The sequence below is a fragment of the Streptomyces sp. NPDC048604 genome (assembly GCF_043199435.1).
Taxonomy (GTDB): domain Bacteria; phylum Actinomycetota; class Actinomycetes; order Streptomycetales; family Streptomycetaceae; genus Streptomyces.
On record NZ_JBICVX010000008.1, the window covers coordinates 311709 to 335799 of the forward strand.

Below are 24091 nucleotides of genomic sequence, written 5' to 3' on the forward strand. Positions count from 1 at the left end.
GTGAATCACCGGGCGAGATCGTGCGGAGTCCGGGTGGGGGACGTGAGGCGTGTGTCGTCCTCGTGGAAGGTCAGCTGGTCCACGACCGCGACCACGCCGTCCACCCGCTCGGCGAGTCCCATGAGCGTCAGGGCCTGGCTGCGCCGCCGGACCCGACCGGCGAGCGTCACCACACCGTCGAGTACGTGCACGTCCACCGCGTCCCCGGGCAGGTCCATGCCGTCCGTGAGGACGTCCTCGCGGATGCGGCGCCGGATCTCCGCGTCCGGGCGGAGGTAGACGCAGAGCAGGTCACGGCGGGTCACGATGCCCACCAGTCGCTCCTCCACGTCGACCACGGGCAGGCGCTCGACTCCGCGACGCACCATCAGCCGCGCCGCGTCAGCCACCGACTCCTCGGCGTGGACCGTGACGGCCGGCCCGGTCATCAGTTCCCGTGCGGTCAGCTCGTGGCGGGCCAGTAGGTCGCTCTCGGAGACGACCCCGACGACATGGTCGTCCTCGTCCAGCACGGGGACCCCGCTGATGTCGTGCTCGGCGAGCAGTTTCGCGATCTCCCTGAACGACATCGCGGGGACGGCGGAGATCACGTTGCTGGTCATGAGACCGCCGATCTTCATGTGCTTCATCGCGGCGCCTCCTGTCGGCGTCCGAAAGGTGTCCTGCCCCGTGCAACCAGCCTCCGACGCACGCCGAGCGTCGGCGAGGGCCGAACGGTCCCGGGGCGGGACCGAACGGGCACGTCACTGCCCCTCGGTGCTCAGACCGGCCAGGGTGGGGACCCTTTGGTCCCGCCATTGGCCCCAGCGGCCCTCCGGCTGCCCGGCGCCGGCTGCCAGGGTGGAATCAAGCCCCTCGGACCGTGGGAGGAGGAACCATGGACGGAACCACACCCCGTCCCGGCCTCGGCAGGGTCGTCGTCGGCGTCGACGGATCACCGCCCGCACGCACAGCGGCGATGTGGGCAGCGGCGGAGGCAGCCCTGCGGGGCAGCACGCTCTGCCTCGTCCATGCGGCGGACACGACCGCGCCGGCCCCGTTTCTGCCCCGGGCGGAGATCGTCAGTAGCCTGCAGGCGGGGCGGGAACTGCTCGACGGGACCGCCGAGGCGGTCACGGCGCGCCACCCCGAGCTGACCGTCGTCACCGAACTCGCCGAGGGCGCTGCCCCCGGCAGTCTGCGACGAGCCGCCGCTCTCACCGGCACGATCGTCGTCGGACACCGCGGCCTCGGCGGATTCTCCTCGCTGCTGCTCGGGTCGGTCGGCCTCGAGGTCGCGGCCGCCGCGACCACGCCCGTGTTCGTCGTGCGCGGGGCCGCAAAGCCCGCCGAGGGGGGCGTCGTCCTGGCGGCGGTCCGGGACGAGGCCGACATGGGCTGTGCCCGTGCGGCGGCTCGTGAGGCCCTGTTGCGCAAGGCGCCTCTACGACTCCTGCACATCTGGGGTGTGGGGCTTTCCGGCGGATCACGGGCTGTGCTGCGCAACGGTGGCGAGGACATCGCTCGCGATCACGTGCGCGCGCTGTCCTCGGTGTCGGACAGGGTCCGGGAGGAGTTCCCGGAACTGACCGTGCACGCCGACGGCCAGAAGAGCCACAGTGTGCCCGGAGCTCTCGTCGAGGCATCGCGCCACGCCGACCTGCTCGTGGCCGGAGGCCGACGGTCGCCCGGCTATCTCGGGCCCACCATCGGACGGACCACGCTCGGCCTGCTGCAGCATGCCCTCTGCCCCGTGGAGCTCATCCCTCGGCAAGGGCCCGGACACGGGAGCACGTCATGACACGCACCACGGCCCGATTCGACATCGCGGTCGGTATCGACCCGGTCAGGAACTGGCACCTGGCCCTTGCCTGGGCGGTGGACGAGGCTCACCTGCGGGGCGTGGGACTGGGCCTGGTGGTCGCCGTACCACCGCGGCACGACCCTCAGCACGTCGACGGCACCCCCCGTCAGCCGGCACAGCGGCAGGCCGGCACGGAAGCACTGGGTACCGCGCTCGCCTGGGCGCACGCCCGGCAGCCGGCCGTCAAGGCCGACGCCTCCCTCCTCGACGGATTCCCGGCAGCGGTTCTCACCGGCCTTTCACAGGAGGCGGGCATGGTCGTGCTGGGCTCCCGGCACCTCAGCCGTACCGAGGAGTTCCTGAGCGCCGGCTCCCTCGTCGTCCCGGTCACAGCGACGGCGCAATGCCCGGTGGTGGTCGTGGGCGACGCGGAACACGTCACGCAGGAGACGCCGTACCTCGTGGTCGGCGTCGACGGCAGCGAGTCCTCACGAGCAGCCCTGGCCTGGGCCGTCGAGGAAGCGGACCTCCGCCGCTGCGCAGTGCGCGCCATCGCCGTGTGGCAGCCACCCGTCTTCTCCCTGCGCAGCGACGACACGCTGTTCCACGCCGAGCGCCGGCTGCTCTCGGAGAGCACCGCGGGCTGGGCGGAGAAGTATCCCGACGTCCGGCTCACCCACGAGGTGCCCACGGGTTCCCCCGTAGAGACGCTCGCGGACGCAGCCGAGCACGCCCTTGCCGTCGTCGTCGGCCGCAGGGGCCGGGGTGGATACTCCGGGATGCGGGTCGGCTCCGTCGTCCGCGGGCTGCTGCACCGTGCCCACTGCCCGGTGATCACCGTCCCTGCCGGGTGAGCGCGTGCGGCGCGACGGCGCCGTCTTACCTCCCGGCGGCCGCGATCGTCCCAGGTGACGTCCTTCTGGTCGGTGAGGGGGCACTCGGGGGCGTCCTGGCGGCCGGCCCGCGTCCTGCGCCGCCTTCCACCCGGGGGACCCGACAGGAACGGGTGGCTCATCGCGGCTACGGTGACAGTGCGCGCTCCAGGTGCGGCTCGTGCGCTCGATGCAGCCGGAGGTTCGGATGAGTCGTGAGGGCTCGGAGCCCGCGGAGAACAGACGTCCGCGGCTGCGACTCGACGAGCTCCTCGACGAAGTCCAGGTGCGCATCGACGAGGTGCGTGGCACCAGGGACCGGCTCAACGGGCTGCTCGAAGCCGTCATGTCCGTGGGCCGCGAACTCGACCTGCCGCAGGTGCTGCGCGGCATCGTGGAGGCGGCGGTGACCCTCGTGGACGCCGAGTACGGAGCCCTGGGCGTCATCGGCGACGACAACAGACTCTCCGAGTTCCTCCCCATCGGCATCGGCGACGACCTACGAGAACAGATCGGCGACCTGCCGTCCGGACACGGCCTCCTCGGCGAACTGATCCGCAACCCCCAGCCACTCCGCCTCTCCGAGCTGTCCCAGCACCCCGCCTCCTACGGATTCCCGCCCCACCACCCGCCGATGCACTCTTTCCTCGGCGTCCCCATCCGGGTCCGCGACGAGGTCTTCGGCAACCTCTACCTCACCGAGAAGCGGGGAGCGGCGGACTTCGACGCCGAGGACGAGGCCGTCGTGACGACCCTGGCCGTCGCGGCCGGCATCGCCATCGAGAACGCCCGCCTCTACGAGGAGGGCAGGCTCAGGCAGCGCTGGCTGGCCGCGAACTCCGACCTGACCAGCGCCCTCCTGTCCGGCGCGGAGGAGTCCCAGGTCCTCGACGGGATGCTGGAGCAGGCGGTGGACATCGCGGGCGCCGACATGGGGGTCTTCTACCTGGTGGGTACGGGCGGTGAACTTACGGGCTCGCTGGCCTGCGGCGACGGGGCCGAAGCGCACCGGGGCGTCGTCCTTCCGAGCAGCGAGGGCACCCTGGCTGCCGCCGCCCTCGCACAGGAGGGCCTGGTCACGGTCGTCGATGTCGAGAACGAGCCGCGCATCACGGTGCAGCCCGAACGGTGGAACGGGTTCGGACCGGCGGTGGCCGTCACGGTCGGCACCAAGGAGCGACTCAGCGGGGTGCTGATCCTCTCGCGGCGCCACGGGCGGCCTCCCTTCACGGCCGCCGAGGTCACGGCCCTCCCCGGATTCGTGGGGCAGGCGGCACTGGCGCTCGAACTGGCCGACCGCCGTCGTGACGCCGAGCAGGTGAGCCTTCTGGAGGACCGTGACCGGATCGCCCGGGACCTGCACGATCTGGCGATCCAGCGCCTGTTCGCCACCGGTATGACGCTGCAGAGCGCCCGGCGCTTCGTCGAGCACCCGGAGGCCGTGGACCGACTGAACCGGGCCATCGACGACCTCGACGCCACCATCAAGATCATCCGATCGACCATCTTCGGCCTCCGGGAACACGACGCCCCCGGAGCCACACTGAAACTGCGAAGTCGTGTCGTCAAAGCGCTCGACTCGGCCACGTCGACACTCGGATTCGCCCCGGCGCTGCGCATGGAAGGCCTGATCGACACCGACGTGCCACCGGAAGCCGCCGAAGAGGTGCTCGCCGTCCTCGGGGAAGCGCTCACCAACGTGGCACGGCACGCCCGAGCCCGAAGGGCGGACGTGTCGGTGGTGGCCGACGAGGGCGTGCTGGCGGTGACGGTGAGCGACGACGGTGTCGGCATGCCGCACGGCGGCAGCCGCAGCGGACTGCGGAACCTGTCCGAACGGGCCGAGCGGCTGGGCGGCACCCTGTCGGTCCACGCGCGGGCGGAGCCGGGCAGCGGCACCGTCCTCGAGTGGCGGATCCCGCTCCCGGCCGAGCGGGAGTGAGGGCCGCGTGGGAGCCGCGTGAGAGCCGCTACGTCTCCTCGGCGTCGTGCTCGTGGACCTGAGCGGCGATGACGGCCGCCTGCACACGCCGTTCGACGCCGAGCTTGCCGAGCAGCCGTGAGATGTGGTTCTTGACGGTCTTCTCCGACAGATAGAGCCGTTTGGCGATCTGCCGGTTGGTCAGCCCCTCGCCGATGAGATCGAGCACCGACCGCTCCCGCTCCGACAGCACCGCGAGCCGCTTGTCCTCCGGCGGCTTCGTCTCCTCGGGGTCGCGCAGCGAGTGCATCAGCCGGGCGGTGGTGGCCGGATCGAGCATCGACTGGCCGGTGGCCACGGTCCGCACCGCCGACACCAGATCCGACCCCTTGATCTGCTTCAGGACGTACCCGGCCGCGCCCGCCATGATCGCGTCGAGCAGGGCGTCCTCGTCGTCGAACGACGTCAGCATCAGACAGGCCAGCTCGGGCATCCGGGAGCGGAGTTCCCGGCAGACGGAGATTCCGTCGCCGTCGGGCAGCCTCACGTCGAGAACCGCCACGTCCGGCCGCAGCGCAGGGCCTCGGACCAGCGCCTGCTCGACCGTCGCCGCCTCCCCGACCACGTCCATGTCGGGCTCGTTGTCGATCAGGTCACGAAGGCCCCGGCGGACGACCTCGTGGTCGTCGACGAGGAAGACTCGCGTCGGTGCGGCGGCTGTCGGCAGATCGGTCATGACGACCCCTGTGGCTGCTCGGGTACTGACGGCCCCGCCCCTCTAGAGGATTGTCCGTCATCGAACGCCTCACGGGGCAGAACCGAGATCCATCCGGACGCCGACGACCCCCTCCACCGCCCGCACCGCCCCGGCGAGGAGCGGCACCGGCGACCGGCCGGATAGCGCACCCCGGATCCACCCTGTCGGCACTCACGGGCAGGCGGCATTCCCCTGCGGGTCGGTCAAGCGACCTGGAGGGCCGCACCCCACGCCCTCGCGCGATCCCGTTCGCCGGCGCGCAGGGGGCCATCGGTCTCTTCGATGATGAATCCCTCCGGTTCCGCAACGAGCTCATAGCCATGGCCGCGCAGCCGACGTGCGATGCCGCCGGCGGCGGCGCCCGCCAGGCGCATGTCCGCCCTGGTGTCGAAGGCAGCGGCGGCACGGGTGCCGGTGTGGGCCTTCGGGAGCGTGTCGTGGAACCAGTCCCGGACGCCGGGGCCCTCGGCGCCCTCCTCGGGGGTGAAGGGACGCTCTTCCTTCTCGGCCTCTTGCTTCTCGGTCTTCAGCCCCATCTTCCGGCTCATCCTGGTGGTCATGCCCCGCAGGTGGGTCGGCCCACCGACGACCAGCAGGTCGGTGGGGCCGATGCGCTCCGGCAGCGCGTCGACCACTGCAACGCACTCGACCTCTGCGTCCGGGTGCGTCTCCTTCACACCCTCTCCGATCGCGTCAGCGATCTCGCGCGTGTTGCCGAACAGGCTCTCGTACACGATCACAGCACGCATGACGACTCATCTCCTCAGGTGCTTCCTTCTCCGGTCTCCGCCGCCGCTTCGATCGCCCGCAGCGCTCAGCAGCACGATGCCGACGCCACCAGTCTGGTCTACAGGACAGGCATCTCGCTGGGGTCGAACGGTCCCCAGTCGCATCGCCGACGTCTCAGCCCGCTCACGGCGGCGACGGCCTCCCCCTGCCTGGCTCAGCCATACATGGTGCGGCGAGCGCCAACTCGGACCATGTGGGAGGGGATCGGGCTGCAGCATGGCCGGCGGGGCGTCCCCTCGAGGGAGACCATGGTCGCAACGACCTCGGCGTCCTGGGTGAGGCGGCGCAGGGCGGACGGCCAAAGGCGTTCGTCTCCCGGCGGGTCGCCATCTCGAACGAGCAGGCATGATCGGCGCGTCAGCCTTTCGCGGAGGTGGGGAAGTGCCATGCCGATCACAAACCAGCAGGTAGCGGGACACGCGTTCCTGCAGCAGATGTACGCCGACTCGTACTTCCCTGATCACGTGGTCGGCCAGGGTGAGGCGATCCTGTTGCGGCTGTGCGAGCGCATCGAGGCCGAACAGCCGTCGGACCTGGAGAGCTTGTATGCGCTCACCCAGGCTGCGACGGAGGAGTTCAACCTGCTGGACGGGGAGTTCGTAGCGGCCGGGAGTGAGATCGAGACGGTCGCGCGGGAGTGGATCTGTGAAGAGTTCTGCTTCGTCGCGTCGGCATACGGGTTCACGGAGGCGGATGCGGAGGAGTTGGCCGCCGGCCGGGACTGGTGAACGGGGAGGGTGGGCCACCTCCGGGTAAGGGCATCTGCCGGCCGGTACGGGTGGGCGCCGTTGCCGGCGCGGAGGGTGCAGTCTTCCTCGGGATGCCGGGAGTGCGGACGGGTCGTACGGTCAGCGGTGACACCACGACAGGACGTTGGTGGTCTGGTGGGTGGCCCTCGTGTTCCTTCGCACGTGCGCGGGGGCCGCTCAACTCGGCTGTGGTCGCCCCGATGACGTGGATTCCCGCTGTGCGGTGGTGGGGTGACCGTCGATGTCGCTACGTCCCGCTCGCGCGATGACTGTGAATTTGAAGGCCACCACCCGTACTGGGTGGTGGTCTTCGTCGTTCGGGCGACTCTGCGTGCTCGCGCTCGAATCCGGACGCAGGTCCGGCATGCTCGCTTCCCGCTGGGGTGACCCTGGACCGGGCCAGGGCCCGCTGAGCCGGCCGTCGGAAACAGTGACTCCGGGTAGCCGCACCGTTGCGACCGGTGGGAGACCGGACAGATCCGGCAGCGAGTAGTCCGCTTCCCGTCCACCGCTGCGCCCACCGAGCCCCCATGCCCGGCTTCGGGCTACCCACTCCGGTTCGATGACGGAGGGCACCACAAGATCATCCAGGGTCCGGCCGTGCGACCACACCGGCCGGTCGGGACTCGATCTCGGGATCATTGACCGAAACGCTCACGCCCCCGCACGGCCGTCCGAGCTGCATTCCGTCGGTTCTTCGCGAAGACTCAGAAGATGGGTGACCTCTCACACAGAAGGTCCACGTTCGGGCTGCCTGGCAGCGGGAGGTGCAACTGTCACGGAACGTGTCGGCAAGAGCCCCTTTGAACGGCGGAAGGGACTGGTGTGAAGCCCGTGGGGCCGAGCATTGATTTCAAGGCGTTGTTCGCGGCCACGCCCAGTCCGTATCTGGTACTGGAGCCGGACCTGGTGATCGTCGACGTCAACGACGCGTACCTGCGCGCCACCGGCCGGACCAGGGAGGACCTGGTCGGCCAGTACATTTTTGACGCCTTCCCGGACAATCCGGCGGATGCGACCGCGGACGGGGTGCGGAATCTGGGCGCTTCGCTGCACCGGGCCCTGCGGTCGAAGCAGCCGGACACGATGGCGGTGCAGAAGTACGACATCCCTGTCGCCTCCCGGCCGGGGGTGTTCGAGGAACGGTGGTGGTCGCCGATCAACACCCCCGTCCTCGGGCCGGACGGACAGGTGGCGTGGATCATCCACCGGGTGGAGGACGTGACCGAGTTCGTCCGCTCCCGGCCGGCCCCCCCGGCAGGCGGACTTCTGGGAAGACGGGAGGTGATGGAGGCCGAGCTGTACGCGCGGGCGCGGGAGCTGCAGCGGCTGAACGAGGAACTGCGCCACGCGCATGCCCGGGAGCGCCAGGTCGCCGTGGCCTTGCAGGAGGCCATGCTCCACTCTCCCGACCTGGAGGGGCATCGGAACGTCGCGGTGCGCTACCTTCCCGCGGTCGGGTCGCTGAACGTGTGCGGCGACTGGTACGACGTCGTGGATCTGCCCGACGACTCGTTCGGCGTCGCGGTCGGTGACGTCGTCGGCCACGGCCTGGAGGCCGCCGCCGTCATGGGCATGCTCCGCAGCGCGCTGAGCGCCGCCGTCCGGGCCCTTCATGAGCCCGCCAGATCGCTGGAGGTCCTCGGCCTCTACGCCCGGTCAGTCGAAGGCGCACTTGCCACCAGCGCGGTCCAAGCCGTGATCGACACACGCCACCAGCGGATCGCCTACAGCAGCGCCGGCCACCACCCGCCCGTCCTGGTGCATCCCGACGGCACCCACGACCTACTGGACCAGGCCACAGACCCCCCGCTGGGCGTCCGCCCCGAACACGTCCCCCGCCCTCAGTCCACCCAGCCCTACACCCCTGGTGACATCCTCGTCCTGTACACGGACGGGCTCATCGAACGCCGCGGCGAGGACATCGACGTCAGCCTGCGCCGGCTCACCGACGCCCTCGCCCGCTATGCCCGGATGGGCCCCGACCGACTCGCCGACGCCCTGTTGGCCCACCTCGGCGTGGCCGGCGGCGCCCGGGACGACATCGCCCTGATCGTCGTGCGCCTGTGAAGACCCGCTCAGGCTGACCGACCACGTCACCGAGCACACGTGAGGGCCGCCCAGCGTGTGCCGGGCGGCCCTCGACGTGCATTTCAGGGTGTCCGCTTGCCGTGCCTGCGACGTGCGTCGACACAGGCAGGCATGCGAAGGTCAGGCAGGGGTGATGTTCTCCGCCTGCGGGCCCTTCTGGCCCTGGGTGATGTCGAACGTGACGGTCTGCCCCTCCTGGAGCTCGCGGAAGCCCGAGGCGTTGATCGCGGAGTAGTGGGCGAAGACGTCCGGACCGCCACCGTCCTGGGCGATGAACCCGAAGCCCTTCTCCGCGTTGAACCACTTCACAGTGCCCGTAGCCATAACCATGCCTTCCAGTCGAAGAACGCCTCCCACGCACGTGGGAGGCGGAGGTGATCGCCCTGGTTCCTGCGGCACAGCACAGCAAAACACCCACACCTAAGGCGTGGGTAATGGGAACTCCGAACCACGACAGCTTGCGTAGACGTTACATGCCCGCACGCCCAGTCACCATGTGGCGGGTCCGTCGGCCGGCTGGTGGGCCGCAGTGCGATGTGACGGTGTGTAAGTGGGCTGCCCAGGGGCGGTGTGGCTTGATCGTCGGGTTGGTCCCGCACAGGGGCCGGAGCATCAACCGGCGTCCGTGGCGCTCCCCGGGTGCCGCGGCCTTTGGTTCAATCCGCGACATCACGCGGCGACTCGTTGATCACGGCTTGATACGCGCCCTGGAGCCGCTCACCTCACGAGCGCCGATTCCGCGTCCTAAGGTGGTGCCATGCCTGACACGTCTCCCCGCGTCACGACCGGAGCCGTGGCCAGACGTCTTGGGGTCTCGCCCACGACGCTCAGGTCCTGGGACCGGCGGTACGGGATGGGGCCGGCGGCCCGGGACGCTGGGCGTCATCGGCGGTGGACTGCGGCGGACATCGCGATGCTGGAGGACATGTGCCGGCTGACGACCTCCGGAGTGCCGCCTTCGGAGGCTGCGAGTGTGGCGTTGTCACGGGCGGGACGGTCTTCGGCAGCCGGTGCCGAAGGGCCGTCCTCTGTCGGGTCGCGGTCCGTTCACGGTCCGGGCTCGGGCAACGGACTGCCGCTCGGCGACGTCCGGCACGAGTTCCGGGGGCTGGCCCGGGCCGCGGTCCGGCTGGACAGCCCGACCATGGACGAGTTGCTGGCCGACCTGATGGCCGCCCACGGGCTCGTGACCGCATGGGAAGAGGTCATGGCGCCGACCCTGCACGCCGTGGGCCGCAAGTGGGAGTCCTCCGACGACCGCTACGTCGAGGTGGAGCACCTGCTCTCCTGGCACATCTCCACCGCCTTGCGCCGGTTCACCGGCGACGCCCCTGCGCCGCCACGGCAGGCGCCGCCCGTGCTGATGGCCTGTGTGCCCGACGAGCAGCACACCCTGCCCCTGGAGGCACTTGCCGCGGGCTTGGCCGAGCGCGGACTGCCGACCCGCATGCTGGGGGCCGCGGTCCCGGCCGAGGCACTTGCAGCGGCCGTGCGGCGGGTGGGCCCGTCCGCCGTGGTGCTGTGGTCGCAGTCCCGCTCCACCGCCAGCCGCACCCTGGCCCGCCACGTCGTGGACACCGGCTTCGGCATCAAGGGCGCGCGGACTCATCCCCTGGTGGTGCTGGCCGGCCCGGGCTGGGGTAACCGCGCCCTGGCGGCGGGCGTGACCCGCCCCGGAGGTCTGCGCGAGGCGCTGGAGGCACTGGCTCGGCACTGCGCTGCCGTGTCCGCTCCGTTGACCACACCGGCCCACGCGACCGGTGGCTGACCGGCGACCGTGCGTCATCGGGTCGCCGCCCGGTCGGGGTCCCCGCGTGGTGGCCGGGGCAGGAAGCCGCTGGTACGGGCTCTGTACGCGGCGTAGCCGGGGCGGTCGGCCATATGGGCCTCCAGGAGCCGCTTGCCGCTTCCCCACACGAGCAGTCCGGTCATCACCAAGGGGGACACGAGGGTGAGGGCAGCGGTCTGCCAGGTCGCGCAGGCCGTCAGGTAGAGGCCCCACCAGACGAGGAAGTCGCCGAAGTAGTTGGGGTGCCGGGTCCACGCCCACAGGCCCCGGTCCATGATGCGCCCCCGGTTGGCGGGGTCGGACTTGAAGCGCGCCAGCTGGTGGTCGCCCGCCGCCTCGAAGCCCACGCCCACGGCCCACACGGCGAGCCCCAGCACCAGCGCGACGTCGACGCCGCGGGGCAGGTACGCCGCGGCCTGCACGGGCAGCGAGACGAGCCACACCAGTGCGCCCTGGAGCAGGTAGACCTTGCGCAGCGCGTACCAGGCCGGGCTGCCAGGGGCGCGAGCGAGCATCCGGGCGTAGCGGGGGTCCTCGCCGTGGCCGCGGGCGCGTCGGGCGATGTGGACCGCAAGCCGCAGGCCCCACACGCACGTGGCCAGCGTGACCGCGAGCCTGCGGACCTCGTCCCCGTGACCCGCGGAGAGGAACCAGGTGGCGAGGGCGACGGCGACGAACGCGAGGCCCCAGGCGACGTCGACGATCCGGTGGACGCGCATACGGAGGGCGATCGCGAAGGCGCCCAGCATCACCGCGAGGGCCGCTCCGGCCGAGGCGGCCAGGTTGACCGCGAACGCGTCCCACGTCATCGAGGACCCTCGGGTGCGGCGGCGTCGGCGACCAGGCGGAGCTGGCGCACGTCGAGGTACCCGGAACGGAACCCCGCCTCGGAGTAGGCCAGGTACAGCTCCCACATGCGCCGGAACACCCGGTCGAAGCCGAGGGCCGCGACGGCGTCGGACTGCCCGAGGAAGTTCTCGCGCCAGAGCCGGAGGGTCTCGGCGTAGTGGCCGCCGTAGCCGGTGTCGTCGGTGATGCGCAGCCCGGCCGCCGTGCTCTCCCGAGCGAGGGCCTCCCGTGAGGGGATGAGCCCGCCGGGGAAGACGTACTTGCTGATCCAGGTGTGCGTGCGGGCCGTGGCCAGCATCCGCGCATGCGACATGGTGATGGCCTGGAGGGCCACGATGCCGCCGGGCGCCAGCAGCCGGCGCAGCGCGGTGAAGTAGGCCGACCAGTACTCGGCGCCGACCGCCTCGATCATCTCCACGCTCACGATCGCGTCGAACCGGCCCTCCACCCGTCGGTAGTCGCGCAGCTCGACGGTCACGCGGTCGGACACCCCGGCGGCGGCGATCCGCCGTACGGCCAGGTCGCGCTGCTCCTCGGAGAGGGTGACCGTCAGGACGTGCGCGCCCCGGTTCGCGGCGCGGATCGCGAGTTCGCCCCAGCCGGTGCCGATTTCCAGCAGGCGGGTTCCGGGGCCGACGGCGGCCAGGTCGAGAAGCCGGTCGATCTTGCGGTGCTGGGCGGCGGTGAGGTCGTCCGCCCGGGCGGGCAGCGTGGTGAAGACGGCCGACGAGTAGGTCAGGCCGGGGTCGAGGAAGAGAGCGAACAGGTCGTTCGACAGGTCGTAGTGGCGCCGGATGTTGACCCGTGCCCCGCCGAGGGTGTTGCGGTCGAGCGCGGGGCGCCGGTGCGACCAGGCACCGCGGAGGCGGCGCAGGGGCGCGGGAACGAGATCGTCGGCGTGGCGGGCGAGGGCGGTGAGGACCGCGACGAGGTCGTCGGCGTCCCACTCGCCGGCCATGTACGACTCGCCGAAGCCGATCAGTCCGTCCGCGCCGATCCGGCGGTGGAACGCGGCCGGATCGTGAAGGTGCAACGTCGGGGCCCGGCCGTGACCTTCGGCCGGCGCGGGGAAGAGCCCGGTGTGAGCGCCGGTGCTTCGTATCCGCAACGGGGTTCTGGCGAGGGCATGTTCGACGATCCGCCGGGCGACGGCGGTACGCAGGGCCGAGGCGCGCGGGAGGCGGGCGACGTCGGGCCACCGCACCGGATCGACGGACCACGGGGCGCCGTGAGGGCCGGCGGCCGCCGGGCCGGCCGATGGCGGGGAGACGGTCACAGCATGCCCTCTCGGGTCGGAGGTGCAGGGCGTGGGTGGACGGGAAGTCCCTTGAAGTACAGGCGGATTCCGTGCCACCGGATGCCGAGGCTGACGGCGAGGGTGGACCACGGGTGCCCCAGTGCGACCCGGAGCAGTGTGCCCGCCCGGGCCGGGCGGCGCCTGCCGCGGACGGTGGCGGTCAGCGGGCGGCTGCCGTCGTCCCGCCGCAGCTGCACCGTGAGGTCGAGCACGTCGCCGGGCACGGGCAGACGCATCCGGTAGGAGCCTTCGACGCCGAAGAACGGTGAGACGTAGAACTCCTTGGCGACGTCGGCCCTCCCGTGCCCGTCCGGGCGGAGCAGGTAGCAGTGGCGGCCCCCATAGGTGTTGTGGACCTCGGCCACCACACAGACCGGGCGGCCGGCCGGATCGTGGCACCAGTACAGGGTCAGCGGGTTGAACACATGGCCGAACACTCGGGCGTGGGCGAGCATCAGAACCCGCCCGCCGGCGTCCGTCACGCCGCGGGCGGCGAGGAAGGCGTCCAGTCCGGCCCGGATGGTGGGGGCGCCGCCGCCGAAGTGGTCGCGGGCGTCGAAGCGGGCGAGCGGGCGCAGGACGGGCGGCAGCCGCGGCAGGTCGTCGAGGTCGAGCAGCCAGAGGTAGGTCCGGTGGCGCAGCGCGTGGTGCACCGGCCGGACGCGTACGTGGACGACCTCGCAGGTGTAGAGCGAAGGCGCGGCGGGTGGCGGAACGACGCTCACCAGTTCACCCCCAGGGACCGGGCCGCCTCGACCCCGGAGCGGCAGCCGTCCTCGTGGAACCCCCAGCCGTGGTACGCCCCGGCGAACGCGGTCACGGAGGAGGAGAGTCGGGGGAGTTCGCGCTGCGCGGCCACGGAGCGGAGGGTGTGGACCGGATGCTCGTACACCATGCGCGCGAGGACCGTGCTGTCGTCGACGCGTGCGTCGGGGTTGAGCGTGACGATGTGCGACCGGTCCGAGGCGAGCTGTTGGAGGCGGTTCATGTCGTAGCTGACCTGTACCGCTCGGGGCCGTGCCGTGCAGTCCGGGAGCCGGTAGTTCCAGCTGGCGCGGGCGTGCGGCGAGGCGGGGAGCACGGACGTGTCCCGGTGCAGGACCGTGGGGTTGCGGGAGTACGTGAACGCTCCCAGGACCCTGCGTTCGTCCGGGGTCGGGTCGGCGAGGACGCGCAGGGCCTGGTCGGCGTGGACGGCGATCACGACGGCCGCGTGCTCGGTGGTCTCGCCGTCGTCGGTGGTCACGCAGGCGTGGTCAGCGCCCCGCGTGACCGCGCGCACGGGGGTGGCCGTGCGGACCTCGGAGAGCCGCTTGGCGACCCTGTCCACATAGGCGGAGGAACCGCCGGTGACCGTCTTCCACCGGGGGGAACCGGTCACGGACAGCAGCCCGTGGTGGTCGAGAAACCGGAAGAGATAGGCCGCGGGGTGTTCCAGCGCTGTGTCCGGGGCGCAGGACCACACCGCGGAGACCAGCGGAACGGCGAAGTGCCCCACGAAGTACGGGGTGAAGCCCTCGCGTTCCAGGAAGGCGCCGAAGGTGAGGGTGTCGTCGCCGGAGGCGAGCAGCCGGCGGGCCGTTCGGTGGAAGCGCGGGACGGCGGCGAGCATGCGCAGGTGGCGGCCGCGGCGGAGGTTGCCTCCGCCGAACAGACCACGCGGGCCGCGGGCGCCCGCGTACTCCAGGCCGCAGCCGTCGCAGCGGACGGACATGCTCATCTCGGCGTCCTGACCGGTGACGCCCAGTTCCCGGAACAGCCGCAGCAGTTGCGGGTACGTGCGCTCGTTGTGGACGATGAAACCGGTGTCCACGGCGAGGGTCCCGCCCCCGCGCGCCGGGAGCTCATGGGTGTGGGCGTGGCCGCCGAGCCGGTCGTCCGCCTCGTACAGCACCACGTCGTACCTGTGTGACAGGACGTAGGCGGCGGTCAGGCCCGCCACTCCCGCTCCCACGACACCGATGCTGCGCCGATTCATGAGTTCCCCCTGCAGGCAGCCGTGCGAAGAACTTCGAGGGAGCCGGTGGCCGGAGTCGCGGGAGCCAGGTGCAGGCGCATACTCCGCAGTCCTCGCCGGCAGTGGGTTTTGACCGTGCCCAGCGGCAGGCCGGTCCGCTGGGCGATCTGCATCTGCGTCAGGTCGCCGAAGTACGCGAGCGCCAGGACCTCACGCTGCACGCGGGGCAGACGCCCCAACTCGCTCGTGACCACGACCCGGTCGAGAAGACGGTCGGGATCGCCGCCTGCGGCCGGGAGCGGCCGCAGGCCGGCCGCCGCGGCCGCAGCCAGCTCGAGCCTGCGGGTACGGTCGGACAGCGCATCAGCGATCTTGTAGCGGGCGATGCCGACCAGCCATGCCCCGACGGAACCCCGGTCCGGACGGTATCCGCCGCGCCCCCGCCAGGCCGCGAGGAACACCTGCTGAGTGACGTCCTCGGCCTCCGACGGATCCCCGATCGTCCGGCTGGCCAGGCAGTACACGAGCCTGCCCCAGCGCCGGTAGGCCAGCTCCAGACAGCGCTCGTCCCCGTCGGCCAGCCCGACGCCGATCTCGGCATCCGTCGGCTCCGCGATGCCGCGACCCGCGCCGGAATCGTCTTCGGGCGCGCCTCGGGGAGACGGTTCTCGGAGTCGAACCGGACGCGTGTCGGTCATGACCAACCCTCCCTCGGGGCCCGGGCACTGCATGCCGGGCCGGGAGCGGGCGCGCCGCCTTCAGTCGGACGGATCGCCACCGGACTTCCTGCGTCCGGCCCCCTCAGCGTGCGTTCCGCGGTGTCGGCGATTCAAGTCGCACCGTTTCTGCATCGAATCACATGTCACTCGCGACCCCGGGCATGCCGGAACCGCTCCAGGCCTTCGGCGAGGGTCACGATGGGGTCGGGGTAGTCGCCGGCCGCCCGTTCCAGACCGGTGAGCCTCCACGGCTCGTGTACGAACGGCGTTTTCAGGTCGGCGAGTTCGGGGACCCAGCGGCGGATGTAATCGCCGTCGGGGTCGTATCTGCGGGCTTGCAGTACGGGGTTGAGGACACGGTTGGGCCGCGTGTCGGTGCCCGTGCCGGCGACCCACTGCCAATTGAGCTGGTTGTTGGCGACGTCCGCGTCGACGAGCAGGTCGAGAAAGTGGCGGGCCCCCTCCCGCCAGTCGATGTACAGCGTCTTGGTCAGGAATGAGGCGGCGATCAGCCGGCCGCGGTTGTGCATCCAGCCTTCGTGGGTGAGCTGGCGCATGGCCGCATCGACCACGGGGTAGCCGGTGCGGCCCTCCTTCCAGGCCCGCAGGTCCGCGTCGGCCCTCTCGCCCTGCCTCCAACGGTCGTGCCGCGGGCGATAGTCCGCCCATGACGCGGCCGGGCGGGCGTCGAGTACCTGATGGTGGAAGTCCCGCCAGCACAGCTGCCGAACGAACGCCTCGGCGCCCGTGCCGCCCCGCGCCGAGGCGCGGTACACGGCCTCGCCGGGGGACACGGCGCCGAAGTGCAGGTACGGGGAGAGGCGGGAAGTGGCGTCCTGGGCGAGGTCGTCGTGCGCAGCCTCGTAGGCGTCGGCGCGGCGGGACAGCCAGGAGCCGAGCCGGCGTCGTCCCTCCCGTTCACCGCCGACCGCCAACCCCTCGGCGACGGAGCGGACGGCCGTACGCGCGGGGATGTCCTCGGACCCCACAGAGTCGGGAACGGACACGCCACGTGGGGCGGTCAGCGGAGCACGCAGCGGCCTCTGCGCCCACCGCCGGTGGTACGGGGTGAACACGGCGAAGTGGTCGGAGCCGGCGGGCGTGATCTCGCCGGGCGGCACCACGGTGCCCACCCCGTCGTGGACGTACAGGCGGCGTCCGTCGGCCTCCAGGGCGTTGCGCAGCCTGCGCTCCCGGTCGTGCGCGAAGGCGCTGTGTCCCGCCGCCAGGTGTACCTCGTCCGCGTCGGTCTCCCGGACCACGGAGCACACCTCCGCCACGGTGTCGCCGTGCCGTACGACGAGACGGCCACCCCGTTCGCGCAGGGCGGCGTCGAGGTCGGTCAGGCAGTCGGCGAGGAACGCGAGCCGGTTCGGGGCGGCGAAGCCGGCCCGGTCGACGGCGGGGTCCCGTACGAACAGCGGGACCACCTCCGGCGCCGACCGGAGCGCCGCCCGCAGCGGCGGATGGTCGTGGACGCGTAGGTCGGAGGTGAACAGGACGACGGAGACAGTCATGGAACCACTCCCGGGGAATCGGCGGCTGGGAAGCCGAGGGGCCGGAGCCCGACGCTCCGGTACCTCCCCTTCGGCGACACGGACCGTCACGGATGCGTTCCCCGCCCGGCGTCAGCCGTTCCGGCGACCTTCCGGGGGGACCGTGCGGGGGTGCGCCGGCCGCTCGTCAGGGGCGGTCAGCTGTGCCGCGGTTCCCGCGATCCTGCGGGCCATGCCGCCGAACACGACGGCGTGGAACGGTGCGACGCTCCACCAGTACAGGTGTCCGGCCAGGCCGTGGGGGTGGAACACGGCCCGCTGCCGGTAGCGTGCCCGGCCGTGCCCGTCCGGCTCCGCGCGCATCTCCAGCCAGGCCAGTCCGGGCAGCCGCATCTCGGCGCGCAGCCGGAGCAGGGTTCCCCGCTCGATCTCCTCCACCCGCCAGAAGTCCAGGGCGTCCCCGACGCGCAGCCGGGCCGCGTCGCGGCGGCCGCGGCGCAGCCCCACCCCGCCCACCAGCCGGTCGAACCAGCCGCGCACGGACCAGGCGAGGGGGAAGGAGTACCAGCCGTTCTCCCCGCCGACGCCCTCGATCACCCGCCACAGGATGTCGGGACCGGCCGGCACGTCCTGCTCGCGTTCGTCGGTGTAGAGGCTGCCGCCGGCCCAGTCGGGGTCGGTGGGCAGCGGGTCGCTGGGTGCGCCGGGCAGCGACGCCGAGGACCAGCGGGTGGTCACCCGGGCGTCCCGCACGCGCTGAAGGGCCAGCGAGAGGGCCCGGTCGAAGGGGATGGGCGTTCCCGGCGGGTCGGGCACGTGCGCGGCGATGTCGTGCTCCGCGCACACGACCTCGTAGCGCAGGGACTCGGCCAGCGGGCGGGCCAGCGAGGCGGGCACAGGGGTGACGAGGCCGATCCAGTGGCTGGACAGGCGCGGGGTGAGCATGGGCACGGGCAGGATCAGGCGGCGGGGCAGGCGGGCGACGGCCGCGTACCGCTCCATCATCTCGCGGTAGGTGAGTACGTCGGGTCCGCCGATGTCGAACGTCCGGTTGACGTCCGCGGGCATGCGGGCGCTGCCGACGAGGTAGCGCAGGACGTCGCGGACGGCGATCGGCTGGACCCGGGTCCCGACCCAGCTGGGGGTCACCATGACGGGCAGGCGTTCGGTGAGGTAGCGGAGCATCTCGAAGGACGCCGAGCCGGAGCCGATCACCACGGCCGCGCGCAGCACGGTGGTGGGCACGCCCGAGTCGAGCAGGATGCGGCCCACCTCGGCGCGGGAGCGCAGGTGGGGGGAGAGTTCCTCGTCCGGGACGCCGGCCGGGGTGAGGCCGCCGAGGTAGACGATCCGGCGCACCCCGGCGGCGCGGGCCTCCGCCGCGAAGGTGAGGGCGGCGAGCCGGTCCGCCTTCTCGAAGTCCCGTCCCGAACTCATCGAGTGCACCAGGTAGTAGGCCACGTGCACATCGCGCAGGGCAGGGCGCAGACTGCCGGCGTCGGTGACGTCCCCGCGGACCACTTCGACACGGTCCGCCCAGGGGTGATCGCGCAGATGGGCGGGGGTGCGGGCCAGGCAGCGGACGGTGAACCCGGCGTCGAGCAGTTCGGGTACGAGCCTGCCGCCGATGTAGCCGCCCGCGCCGGTGACCAGGCACCGTTCGCCGGTGGGCGGGGTGAGTCTGCCAGGAGGCATGGGAGTGCTCCGAACGTGTCAGGAAGGCCGTCAGGCGGGACAGGCGGCCCTCAGGTGCGCACCGATACGTTCACTCTTCTGTCCGCGGGCCGGTGACGGATGCGGGTCGGGAAGCGTGGGTGCGGACGGTCGGCACGCGGGTCATCCACCCGAGATGTTCTACCGCAGGCCAGCGGCGAAGGCGCCTTGACCTTGCCGCGACGTCAGGGTCTTCACTGAAGGCGACCCGGCCCGGCACGTCACCGACCGTCGGGACGGTCCTTCTGGAGAGGACAACGAGAACGCCCGCGCCCGCCACGCGTCAGTGGCGGATGGGGCGAACCATTTGCCCCGCCGGCCGACGGCGACGGCAGCGCGGTCAGGTCCTGCTGTTGAGGAAGCCGACGACCAGGGCGGTCCACCATCCGGCCTGGGAGACGGCGGCCATGGCGCCGCCGACGAGCAGCGCCCCTGGCGCGAGTCTCGTGCGGTCGGACGTTGCTCATCGAGTCCGTGGCCACCTGTGACGAGATCGTCAGCGGCATCGTCGCCGACGCCGAGAAGATCATCGGTCGGCTCGCCGACCTCCGCGGCTGAAGCGACCGACGAACGGAAGTACGCGACCCATGACCTGGACCACCCTCAGCCACCACATCGACGACGGCGTTCTCACCGTCACCCTCGACCGGCCGGAGCACCTCAACGCCTTCACCCCGACGATGGCCGGGGAACTGGAGCGGACGTTCACCGAGGTCAACGACAACGACGACGTGCGGGCCGTCATCGTCACCGGCGCGGGCCACAGGGCCTTCTGCGGGGGCATGGACCTCAGCGCGGACGGCAACGTGTTCGGACTCGACGAGTCGCGCACGCCGACGCTCGCCGACATGACCGATCTGCACAGCCCCGAAGTCAGCCGGGTCCGGGACACCGGAGGCCGGGTCACCTTGGCGATCCACGCCTGCCGCAAGCCCGTGATCGCCGCGATCAACGGCGTCGCGGTCGGGATCGGCGCGACCATGACCCTGGCCATGGAGGCCCGCCTGATGTCCACGAACGCGCGGTTCGGCCTCGTCTTCGGGCGCCTCGGCATCACCCCCGAAGCCGCCTCGACCTGGTTCCTGCCCCGCCTGGTCGGCATGCCCCGGTCGCTGGACCTGCTGTACTCCGCCGAGATCCTCGACGCGGAGGCCGCGCAGGCCGTGGGCCTCGCGACCGAACTCCACGCCCCCGACGAGCTCTTGAAGCGAGCCCGCGAGCTGGCGGACCGCTGGACACTGGGCGGGTCGCCCGTGTCGACGGCGCTCATCCGGCAGATGACGTACCGTCATGCGTCCCTGGACGCACCCGAGGACGCACACCGGGTGGAATCCCTCGCCATGTTCTACACGAGCGTCGGCGACGGCTCCGAGGGAGTGGCGGCCTTCCGCGAGAAGCGGTCCCCGGACTTCACCCGGCGAGCCTCCGCCATGCCGCCGTTCTACGACGAATGGACCGCCTCCTCCTGACGAGCGGGTAGCAGCGGTTGCCGAGGTCACGGATAAGGGTTCGTCCTCGGGCAACGACGTCTCTACCCTGAGTCGGAGCGGGGGTGCGCGCGTTCCCGCAGGTTGTGGTGCCGTGGCAGAGCGGCCCATTGCGATCGACGTGGGCGAGGTTCCGCTCACGCCGACTGACGGAGACGGGGCGGACCTGCTCCCATCTGTCCGCGGGTTCGAATCCCGCCGGCACCGCAGCCGACCTGAGCCCGGCCCAAGGCACGAACCACCGCGTCGTGCCAGGTCCATTGAAGTGGGGCCAGAGCCGTGGATCTCGGCCTGCTCGGACCACGCAGTGACCTGGTGCCTCTTCTCAGTCGGGCAGGTCGCCGTTGCCGCCGAGGTTGGCGACCATGCGCCGAAGGACGTTGATCGTGGTGACGAAGTCGGCCGAGGAGATGCCCTCGTGCGTCTGGTGATGCACGCGCAGGTTGCGTTCCCTGGCCCGGATGCGACCGGCCTCTCCGGCCTCGGTCAACGTCATGGCCCCTGAGTCCTCCGTCAGCCATCCTCGGGCGACGAGGTCGTCGAAGACGCCGGCGAAGTCGATCCCGAGGTCCTCATACTTGGCCAGTCGCTCGATCAATGCGGCGCGGGTCCATCTGCCCGGCTCGCCGGCAACGTGGTTGAGCGTCCACCAGTGCGGCTGCGTGAGGCCCTCCACCCCCAGCTGCGCACGGAGGGCGCCGACCACCTGCCGGTACGCCTCGCCGCTCCACGCGCCGATGGGCTGGGCCGCCAGCTGCTCCTGCGAGTACTCCTTGAGCGTCACGTTCACGCACCTCCCGTAAGCGATCTCCAGAACACGATCACCGTAGAACCTCAAGTTGCCTTGAGGTCAAGGAGCTTCCGAAGAGCGGCGCACACACCTTCACCGGGCCAAGGTCTGGGTGACACGCCACAGACGGCGGGGCAGGTCGCCCTCTTCGAAGGCGTGGACATCGTTCAGGTTCCAGCCGTCGGCGAGGGTGTCCACGAGGCCGCGGGGGAAGAAGTGGACCGCGAAGCCGCCGTGCTCGTAGACGTCGTCGCCGTGGGAGACGCCTGCGCCGTAGTGGGCGTCGCCGGTGTGGCGGACGGTGTAGACGAAGGTGCCGCCCGACCGCAGCACCCGGCTGATCTCGCTCACGAGTGAGTGGATCTCCTTGGTGGACAGGGCCATGCACAGCAGCATGTGTGCGAACACGGCGTCCACGGAGCCGTCCGGGAGCGGCAGCGGCTCACGAACGTCGTGCACGACGGCCGTCATCCGCTCTTCGACACCCTGTTCGCGGGCCGCAGCCCGGAGCTGTTCCAGGCCGACGGGGCTGAAGTCGGTGGCCCGGACGGTGAAGCCTTCACGAGCGAAGTACAGGGCGTCGCGGCCGTGACCGGCCCCCAGCTCCAGTACGTCCCTCGCGCCGGCCGCGCGGAACACCGAGGCGGCGTACACGGCCGGCGCGGAGGGAGCCTCGCCGTACATGCCGGGGTGGGCGCTGTAGGTGCTCTGCCAGTGCGCCCATTGCGCGTCCGCCAACTCGTCGTGGTCTTCAGCCATGTTGGTTCCCTTCTGGCGGTCTTCGCTGCCTAGAGGTGCCGCCGGGTCATCCTTGACGACGTCCTGCGTCCGAACACTACGAGGAGGCTGCGCCATGGCCGGCGATTGGCGAACGGATCGAATCGGGGCCGCTCTGCGGGGTGAGAACCCCACGGTGCTACGACGGCTCGAGTCCGGCTTCGCGGTGATCGGCGACGTCCAGTTCCTTCCGGGCTATTCGGTGCTCCTCGTGGACGAACCCGGTGTTCAACGGCTGTCCGATCTGCGGAATGCCGAGCGGCTGGCCTTCCTGTCCGACATGGACCGGCTCGGCGAAGCGGTCGAGCGGGCCTGTCGACGCCTGGACGCCGGCTTCCGCCGGGTCAATCTGGAGATCCTCGGCAACACCGACCCGTTCCTGCACGCCCACGTCTGGCCGCGGTTCGACTGGGAGCCGGCCGAGCTTGTGGGCAAGCCTGTGTGGCTGTATCCGCCTGATCGGTGGAGTGACGAGCGGTTCCGGCTCGGCCCGCGCCATGACGAACTGCGAGTTGCGATCAGCAGCGAACTGGACCGGTTGCGCCCGACGGCGTGAGGATGTGGGCCGGTCGTGCGGTGTGTGCCGGCCGTCGCCTCGTCCAGGGGGTGACTGGTTTCCTTCCGGTCAGTCCTCGAAGACGAGGTCTTCGGAGGGGTGGGTCATCCGCACCTTGCTGTCGATGACCTCGACGACCGCGTCGAGGCCGGTGGTGAACTGGCCGGTGGACAGGATCCAGAACTTGTCCTGGGCCTGGTCCAGGAACGCGGGGAACCCGCTCAGGTCCGGGTCGCCGAGGTTGATGTAGTCGACCAAGCGCCGGAACAGCTTCGGCAGGATCACCGCGCCGGTGTCCTCGGCGAGATCGGACATCCCGGTGACGGTCGCCCCGCTGAGGGTGACGTCGTCGGGCCACAGCCCCTTCGCGGGCGTGGCCGCCTGCGCCTGATGGACCGCGGCCGTCAGTTCGGTGCGCAGCTCGGCGAAGAGGCTGCGGTAGTAGGTGGGATACGCCAGGCCGACAGCGAGGAGGTGGTGGTTGACGGTGGTCCTCAGCAGCGGCTCGTCGACGAAGACCTCCGTCCCGCTCGGGCCCTGGGGTGTGCCCCGGCCGGCCAGGGCGATGCAGCGGTGATCCTGGGCCGCGCCGCGGGTGAGGATCCATCCGGGAACGGTGGCGGGCGTGGCGGCGGTGACCTTCTCCTTCGCGTCCCGCGTCACGCTGGTGAAGCCGAGCCAGCGCAGCAGTTCGTCCTGAGCGGCGTGGCCGTGGGCCAGCGGCTGGTGGACCTCCGGGCCGGTCCGGGAGTAGTGGGTCTCCAACGTGTCGATGGCTTCCAGCCGCAGCCTGGCTCTGCCGGACATGTTGTGTTCGACCTTGTGGATCCCGCCGACGAGATCCCATTCGGTCGAGTCGTCGGGCGTGAAATGGACGGTGTCTCCGTCCGGACGGGCGTCGATGACGTGGTACGAGCCCTTGATCAGCAGCATCGGCATGGCGACATGACTCCATCGGGGGCGAAGCGGGTTCGTGCACCGCTGCGGACATCACTCGACGTCACGATAAGTCCTATCGTCTTAACTGAATGTGATGACCCGCCAGTGTCGGCGGCGCAGTTGCGAATCCCCTGGAGGCGCCGTTCGAGATCGTGGCACCATGTGTGGCATGACGAACAACCGAAAGGTCCATGCCGCGTAGACGGCCAGGACGCATCCGGGACGGAATCCCGGACCGGCGACAGTCGCCGTGCTCAAGGCCGGCCATCGACCGTCTCTCGCCGCGTGCGCTGTCCGAGATCGTTCGCCTTGAACGCACGCGGAACTACCTCCAACCGGGGGACACCGCCGCGGCGTTGCGCCTGTGGAAGGACTACGTCCACCGCCCCGAGCGCGAGCTCTGGCACGACGACGAGTTCGGCAACGTGCACTGGTACTGCTGCGGCAACCCTCTCGAAGGCCGTGCCCTGCTCGACGGCGTGATCCGAGCGATGTCACCTCGCGGAGCCCGCGAGCTCCGCAAGATCGTCGAAGAGCTCGACGCCTTCATGGGCCCGCCCTGCCCGGCCGTAGACCGTCGGGGATAGGGGGCAAGCCAAGGCCGCCAGCGCCTCGGCCGGCGCTTCGACGGACCGGACCGGCCGAGAGGCGCTCGCCCTTGGCTTCGGCGGGCTCAGGTGAGGGCGGCGGCCAGCAGGGCGAAGGCGGCGATGATGACGGCGACGCGGACGTAGTGGTAGCGGTCCCAGCGGTTCATCTG

General features: G+C 71.2%; 23 protein-coding genes, 1 tRNA gene and 1 pseudogene. 10 read left to right on the forward strand and 15 right to left on the reverse strand.

From position 1 onward, the window contains the following. Positions 1 to 5: 5 nt before the first annotated feature. Positions 6 to 629 (reverse strand): CBS domain-containing protein, encoded by a 624-nt coding sequence (locus ACGFMM_RS19250; RefSeq protein ID WP_393647550.1) that lies wholly within the window; start codon positions 627 to 629, stop codon positions 6 to 8. Between the two features lie 248 nt (positions 630 to 877). Here ACGFMM_RS19250 and ACGFMM_RS19255 point away from each other — a divergent pair, with 248 nt between their 5' ends. The 3 genes from ACGFMM_RS19255 to ACGFMM_RS19265 all read left to right on the forward strand — a co-directional run bounded on the left by ACGFMM_RS19255 (position 878) and on the right by ACGFMM_RS19265 (position 4597). Further along, entirely contained in the window at positions 878 to 1780 is a 903-nt protein-coding gene (locus tag ACGFMM_RS19255; RefSeq protein WP_393647551.1) for a universal stress protein, read from the forward strand. Continuing rightward, a complete protein-coding gene (locus ACGFMM_RS19260; protein WP_393647552.1) occupies positions 1777 to 2637 on the forward strand; it encodes a universal stress protein in 861 nt (286 codons plus the stop codon). The genes ACGFMM_RS19255 and ACGFMM_RS19260 overlap by 4 nt, the downstream gene beginning before the upstream one ends. A 226-nt stretch (positions 2638 to 2863) precedes the next feature. After that, the gene (locus ACGFMM_RS19265; protein WP_393647553.1) at positions 2864 to 4597 is read left to right on the forward strand and encodes a GAF domain-containing protein; all 1734 of its coding nucleotides are present in this window, start codon (positions 2864 to 2866) and stop codon (positions 4595 to 4597) included. Between the two features lie 28 nt (positions 4598 to 4625). Here ACGFMM_RS19265 and ACGFMM_RS19270 read toward each other — a convergent pair whose 3' ends face one another. Then, positions 4626 to 5312, reverse strand: coding sequence for a response regulator (locus tag ACGFMM_RS19270; protein ID WP_393647554.1), 687 nt, complete (start codon positions 5310 to 5312; stop codon positions 4626 to 4628). A gap of 224 nt (positions 5313 to 5536) precedes the next feature. Beyond that, positions 5537 to 6082, reverse strand: a complete 546-nt coding sequence (locus tag ACGFMM_RS19275; protein WP_393647555.1) for a flavodoxin family protein — start codon at positions 6080 to 6082, stop codon at positions 5537 to 5539. A 426-nt stretch (positions 6083 to 6508) separates the two neighbouring features. Between ACGFMM_RS19275 and ACGFMM_RS19280 the strand changes: the two genes are divergently transcribed. Next, positions 6509 to 6850 (forward strand): DUF5713 family protein, encoded by a 342-nt coding sequence (locus tag ACGFMM_RS19280; RefSeq protein ID WP_393647556.1) that lies wholly within the window; start codon positions 6509 to 6511, stop codon positions 6848 to 6850. A gap of 855 nt (positions 6851 to 7705) precedes the next feature. Then, entirely contained in the window at positions 7706 to 8941 is a 1236-nt protein-coding gene (locus ACGFMM_RS19285; RefSeq protein ID WP_393647582.1) for a PP2C family protein-serine/threonine phosphatase, read from the forward strand. A 141-nt stretch (positions 8942 to 9082) separates the two neighbouring features. Here the strand turns inward: ACGFMM_RS19285 and ACGFMM_RS19290 are convergent, their stop codons facing one another. Continuing rightward, entirely contained in the window at positions 9083 to 9286 is a 204-nt protein-coding gene (locus ACGFMM_RS19290; protein WP_132915253.1) for a cold-shock protein, read from the reverse strand. A 433-nt stretch (positions 9287 to 9719) separates the two neighbouring features. On the opposite strand from ACGFMM_RS19290, the gene ACGFMM_RS19295 reads away from it, so the two are divergent. After that, positions 9720 to 10730 (forward strand): MerR family transcriptional regulator, encoded by a 1011-nt coding sequence (locus tag ACGFMM_RS19295; RefSeq protein ID WP_393647557.1) that lies wholly within the window; start codon positions 9720 to 9722, stop codon positions 10728 to 10730. Between the two features lie 14 nt (positions 10731 to 10744). Here the strand turns inward: ACGFMM_RS19295 and ACGFMM_RS19300 are convergent, their stop codons facing one another. From ACGFMM_RS19300 to ACGFMM_RS19330, 7 genes are all read right to left on the reverse strand, one after another. After that, positions 10745 to 11560 carry a DUF1295 domain-containing protein gene (locus tag ACGFMM_RS19300; protein WP_393647558.1) on the reverse strand — a complete coding sequence of 272 codons (816 nt, stop codon included), beginning with the start codon at positions 11558 to 11560 and terminating at the stop codon, positions 10745 to 10747. Continuing rightward, positions 11557 to 12876, reverse strand: coding sequence for a class I SAM-dependent methyltransferase (locus ACGFMM_RS19305; RefSeq protein ID WP_393647559.1), 1320 nt, complete (start codon positions 12874 to 12876; stop codon positions 11557 to 11559). The genes ACGFMM_RS19300 and ACGFMM_RS19305 overlap by 4 nt, the downstream gene beginning before the upstream one ends. Continuing rightward, complete coding sequence (locus ACGFMM_RS19310) at positions 12873 to 13622, reverse strand: DUF1365 domain-containing protein (protein WP_393647560.1); 750 nt, start codon at positions 13620 to 13622, stop codon at positions 12873 to 12875. Before ACGFMM_RS19310 ends, ACGFMM_RS19305 begins: the two co-directional genes overlap by 4 nt. Continuing rightward, positions 13619 to 14875, reverse strand: coding sequence for an NAD(P)/FAD-dependent oxidoreductase (locus tag ACGFMM_RS19315; protein WP_393647561.1), 1257 nt, complete (start codon positions 14873 to 14875; stop codon positions 13619 to 13621). Before ACGFMM_RS19315 ends, ACGFMM_RS19310 begins: the two co-directional genes overlap by 4 nt. Further along, positions 14872 to 15552 carry a sigma-70 family RNA polymerase sigma factor gene (locus ACGFMM_RS19320; protein WP_393647562.1) on the reverse strand — a complete coding sequence of 227 codons (681 nt, stop codon included), beginning with the start codon at positions 15550 to 15552 and terminating at the stop codon, positions 14872 to 14874. Before ACGFMM_RS19320 ends, ACGFMM_RS19315 begins: the two co-directional genes overlap by 4 nt. Before the next feature lie 164 nt (positions 15553 to 15716). After that, positions 15717 to 17090: a cryptochrome/photolyase family protein gene (locus tag ACGFMM_RS19325; protein ID WP_393647563.1), complete on the reverse strand. Its 1374-nt coding sequence runs from the start codon at positions 17088 to 17090 to the stop codon at positions 15717 to 15719. Positions 17091 to 17201: 111 nt separating this feature from the next. Next, complete coding sequence (locus tag ACGFMM_RS19330) at positions 17202 to 18764, reverse strand: SDR family oxidoreductase (RefSeq protein WP_393647564.1); 1563 nt, start codon at positions 18762 to 18764, stop codon at positions 17202 to 17204. A gap of 605 nt (positions 18765 to 19369) precedes the next feature. On the opposite strand from ACGFMM_RS19330, the gene ACGFMM_RS19335 reads away from it, so the two are divergent. Together ACGFMM_RS19335 and ACGFMM_RS19340 are read left to right on the forward strand one after the other, a co-directional pair. Continuing rightward, a complete protein-coding gene (locus ACGFMM_RS19335) occupies positions 19370 to 20251 on the forward strand; it encodes a crotonase/enoyl-CoA hydratase family protein (protein ID WP_393647565.1) in 882 nt (293 codons plus the stop codon). 106 nt (positions 20252 to 20357) lie between these two features. Further along, positions 20358 to 20476 (forward strand) — tRNA-Val (locus ACGFMM_RS19340). Positions 20477 to 20594: 118 nt separating this feature from the next. Here ACGFMM_RS19340 and ACGFMM_RS19345 read toward each other — a convergent pair. Next, complete coding sequence (locus tag ACGFMM_RS19345) at positions 20595 to 21059, reverse strand: MarR family transcriptional regulator (protein WP_393647566.1); 465 nt, start codon at positions 21057 to 21059, stop codon at positions 20595 to 20597. 93 nt (positions 21060 to 21152) lie between these two features. Next, on the reverse strand, positions 21153 to 21818 hold the full coding sequence (locus ACGFMM_RS19350) for a class I SAM-dependent methyltransferase (protein ID WP_393647567.1): 666 nt from the start codon (positions 21816 to 21818) through the stop codon (positions 21153 to 21155). Positions 21819 to 21912: 94 nt separating this feature from the next. On the opposite strand from ACGFMM_RS19350, the gene ACGFMM_RS19355 reads away from it, so the two are divergent. Continuing rightward, positions 21913 to 22392, forward strand: coding sequence for an HIT family protein (locus tag ACGFMM_RS19355; protein ID WP_393647568.1), 480 nt, complete (start codon positions 21913 to 21915; stop codon positions 22390 to 22392). A 69-nt stretch (positions 22393 to 22461) separates the two neighbouring features. Here ACGFMM_RS19355 and ACGFMM_RS19360 read toward each other — a convergent pair whose 3' ends face one another. Next, entirely contained in the window at positions 22462 to 23331 is an 870-nt protein-coding gene (locus ACGFMM_RS19360) for a nuclease (protein WP_393647569.1), read from the reverse strand. Between the two features lie 356 nt (positions 23332 to 23687). On the opposite strand from ACGFMM_RS19360, the gene ACGFMM_RS19365 reads away from it, so the two are divergent. Then, complete coding sequence (locus ACGFMM_RS19365; protein WP_393647570.1) at positions 23688 to 23918, forward strand: hypothetical protein; 231 nt, start codon at positions 23688 to 23690, stop codon at positions 23916 to 23918. A gap of 86 nt (positions 23919 to 24004) precedes the next feature. On the opposite strand, the pseudogene ACGFMM_RS19370 reads toward ACGFMM_RS19365, so the two are convergent. After that, positions 24005 to 24091: pseudogene (locus ACGFMM_RS19370) on the reverse strand (DUF1772 domain-containing protein); the annotation flags it as partial.

Bases quoted from the DNA above. Each gene is read 5' to 3' on its own strand.
- ACGFMM_RS19300 (WP_393647558.1), bottom strand. From the start codon at position 11,560: ATGACGTGGGACGCGTTCGCGGTCAACCTGGCCGCCTCGGCCGGAGCG.
- ACGFMM_RS19335 (WP_393647565.1), top strand. From the start codon at position 19,370: ATGACCTGGACCACCCTCAGCCACCACATCGACGACGGCGTTCTCACC.
- ACGFMM_RS19265 (WP_393647553.1), top strand. From the start codon at position 2,864: ATGAGTCGTGAGGGCTCGGAGCCCGCGGAGAACAGACGTCCGCGGCTG.
- ACGFMM_RS19270 (WP_393647554.1), bottom strand. From the start codon at position 5,312: ATGACCGATCTGCCGACAGCCGCCGCACCGACGCGAGTCTTCCTCGTC.
- ACGFMM_RS19350 (WP_393647567.1), bottom strand. From the start codon at position 21,818: ATGGCTGAAGACCACGACGAGTTGGCGGACGCGCAATGGGCGCACTGG.
- ACGFMM_RS19295 (WP_393647557.1), top strand. From the start codon at position 9,720: ATGCCTGACACGTCTCCCCGCGTCACGACCGGAGCCGTGGCCAGACGT.
- ACGFMM_RS19320 (WP_393647562.1), bottom strand. From the start codon at position 15,552: ATGACCGACACGCGTCCGGTTCGACTCCGAGAACCGTCTCCCCGAGGC.
- ACGFMM_RS19330 (WP_393647564.1), bottom strand. From the start codon at position 18,764: ATGCCTCCTGGCAGACTCACCCCGCCCACCGGCGAACGGTGCCTGGTC.
- ACGFMM_RS19355 (WP_393647568.1), top strand. From the start codon at position 21,913: ATGGCCGGCGATTGGCGAACGGATCGAATCGGGGCCGCTCTGCGGGGT.
- ACGFMM_RS19260 (WP_393647552.1), top strand. From the start codon at position 1,777: ATGACACGCACCACGGCCCGATTCGACATCGCGGTCGGTATCGACCCG.
- ACGFMM_RS19315 (WP_393647561.1), bottom strand. From the start codon at position 14,875: ATGAATCGGCGCAGCATCGGTGTCGTGGGAGCGGGAGTGGCGGGCCTG.
- ACGFMM_RS19255 (WP_393647551.1), top strand. From the start codon at position 878: ATGGACGGAACCACACCCCGTCCCGGCCTCGGCAGGGTCGTCGTCGGC.
- ACGFMM_RS19280 (WP_393647556.1), top strand. From the start codon at position 6,509: ATGCCGATCACAAACCAGCAGGTAGCGGGACACGCGTTCCTGCAGCAG.
- ACGFMM_RS19360 (WP_393647569.1), bottom strand. From the start codon at position 23,331: ATGCCGATGCTGCTGATCAAGGGCTCGTACCACGTCATCGACGCCCGT.
- ACGFMM_RS19325 (WP_393647563.1), bottom strand. From the start codon at position 17,090: ATGACTGTCTCCGTCGTCCTGTTCACCTCCGACCTACGCGTCCACGAC.
- ACGFMM_RS19250 (WP_393647550.1), bottom strand. From the start codon at position 629: ATGAAGCACATGAAGATCGGCGGTCTCATGACCAGCAACGTGATCTCC.
- ACGFMM_RS19275 (WP_393647555.1), bottom strand. From the start codon at position 6,082: ATGCGTGCTGTGATCGTGTACGAGAGCCTGTTCGGCAACACGCGCGAG.
- ACGFMM_RS19290 (WP_132915253.1), bottom strand. From the start codon at position 9,286: ATGGCTACGGGCACTGTGAAGTGGTTCAACGCGGAGAAGGGCTTCGGG.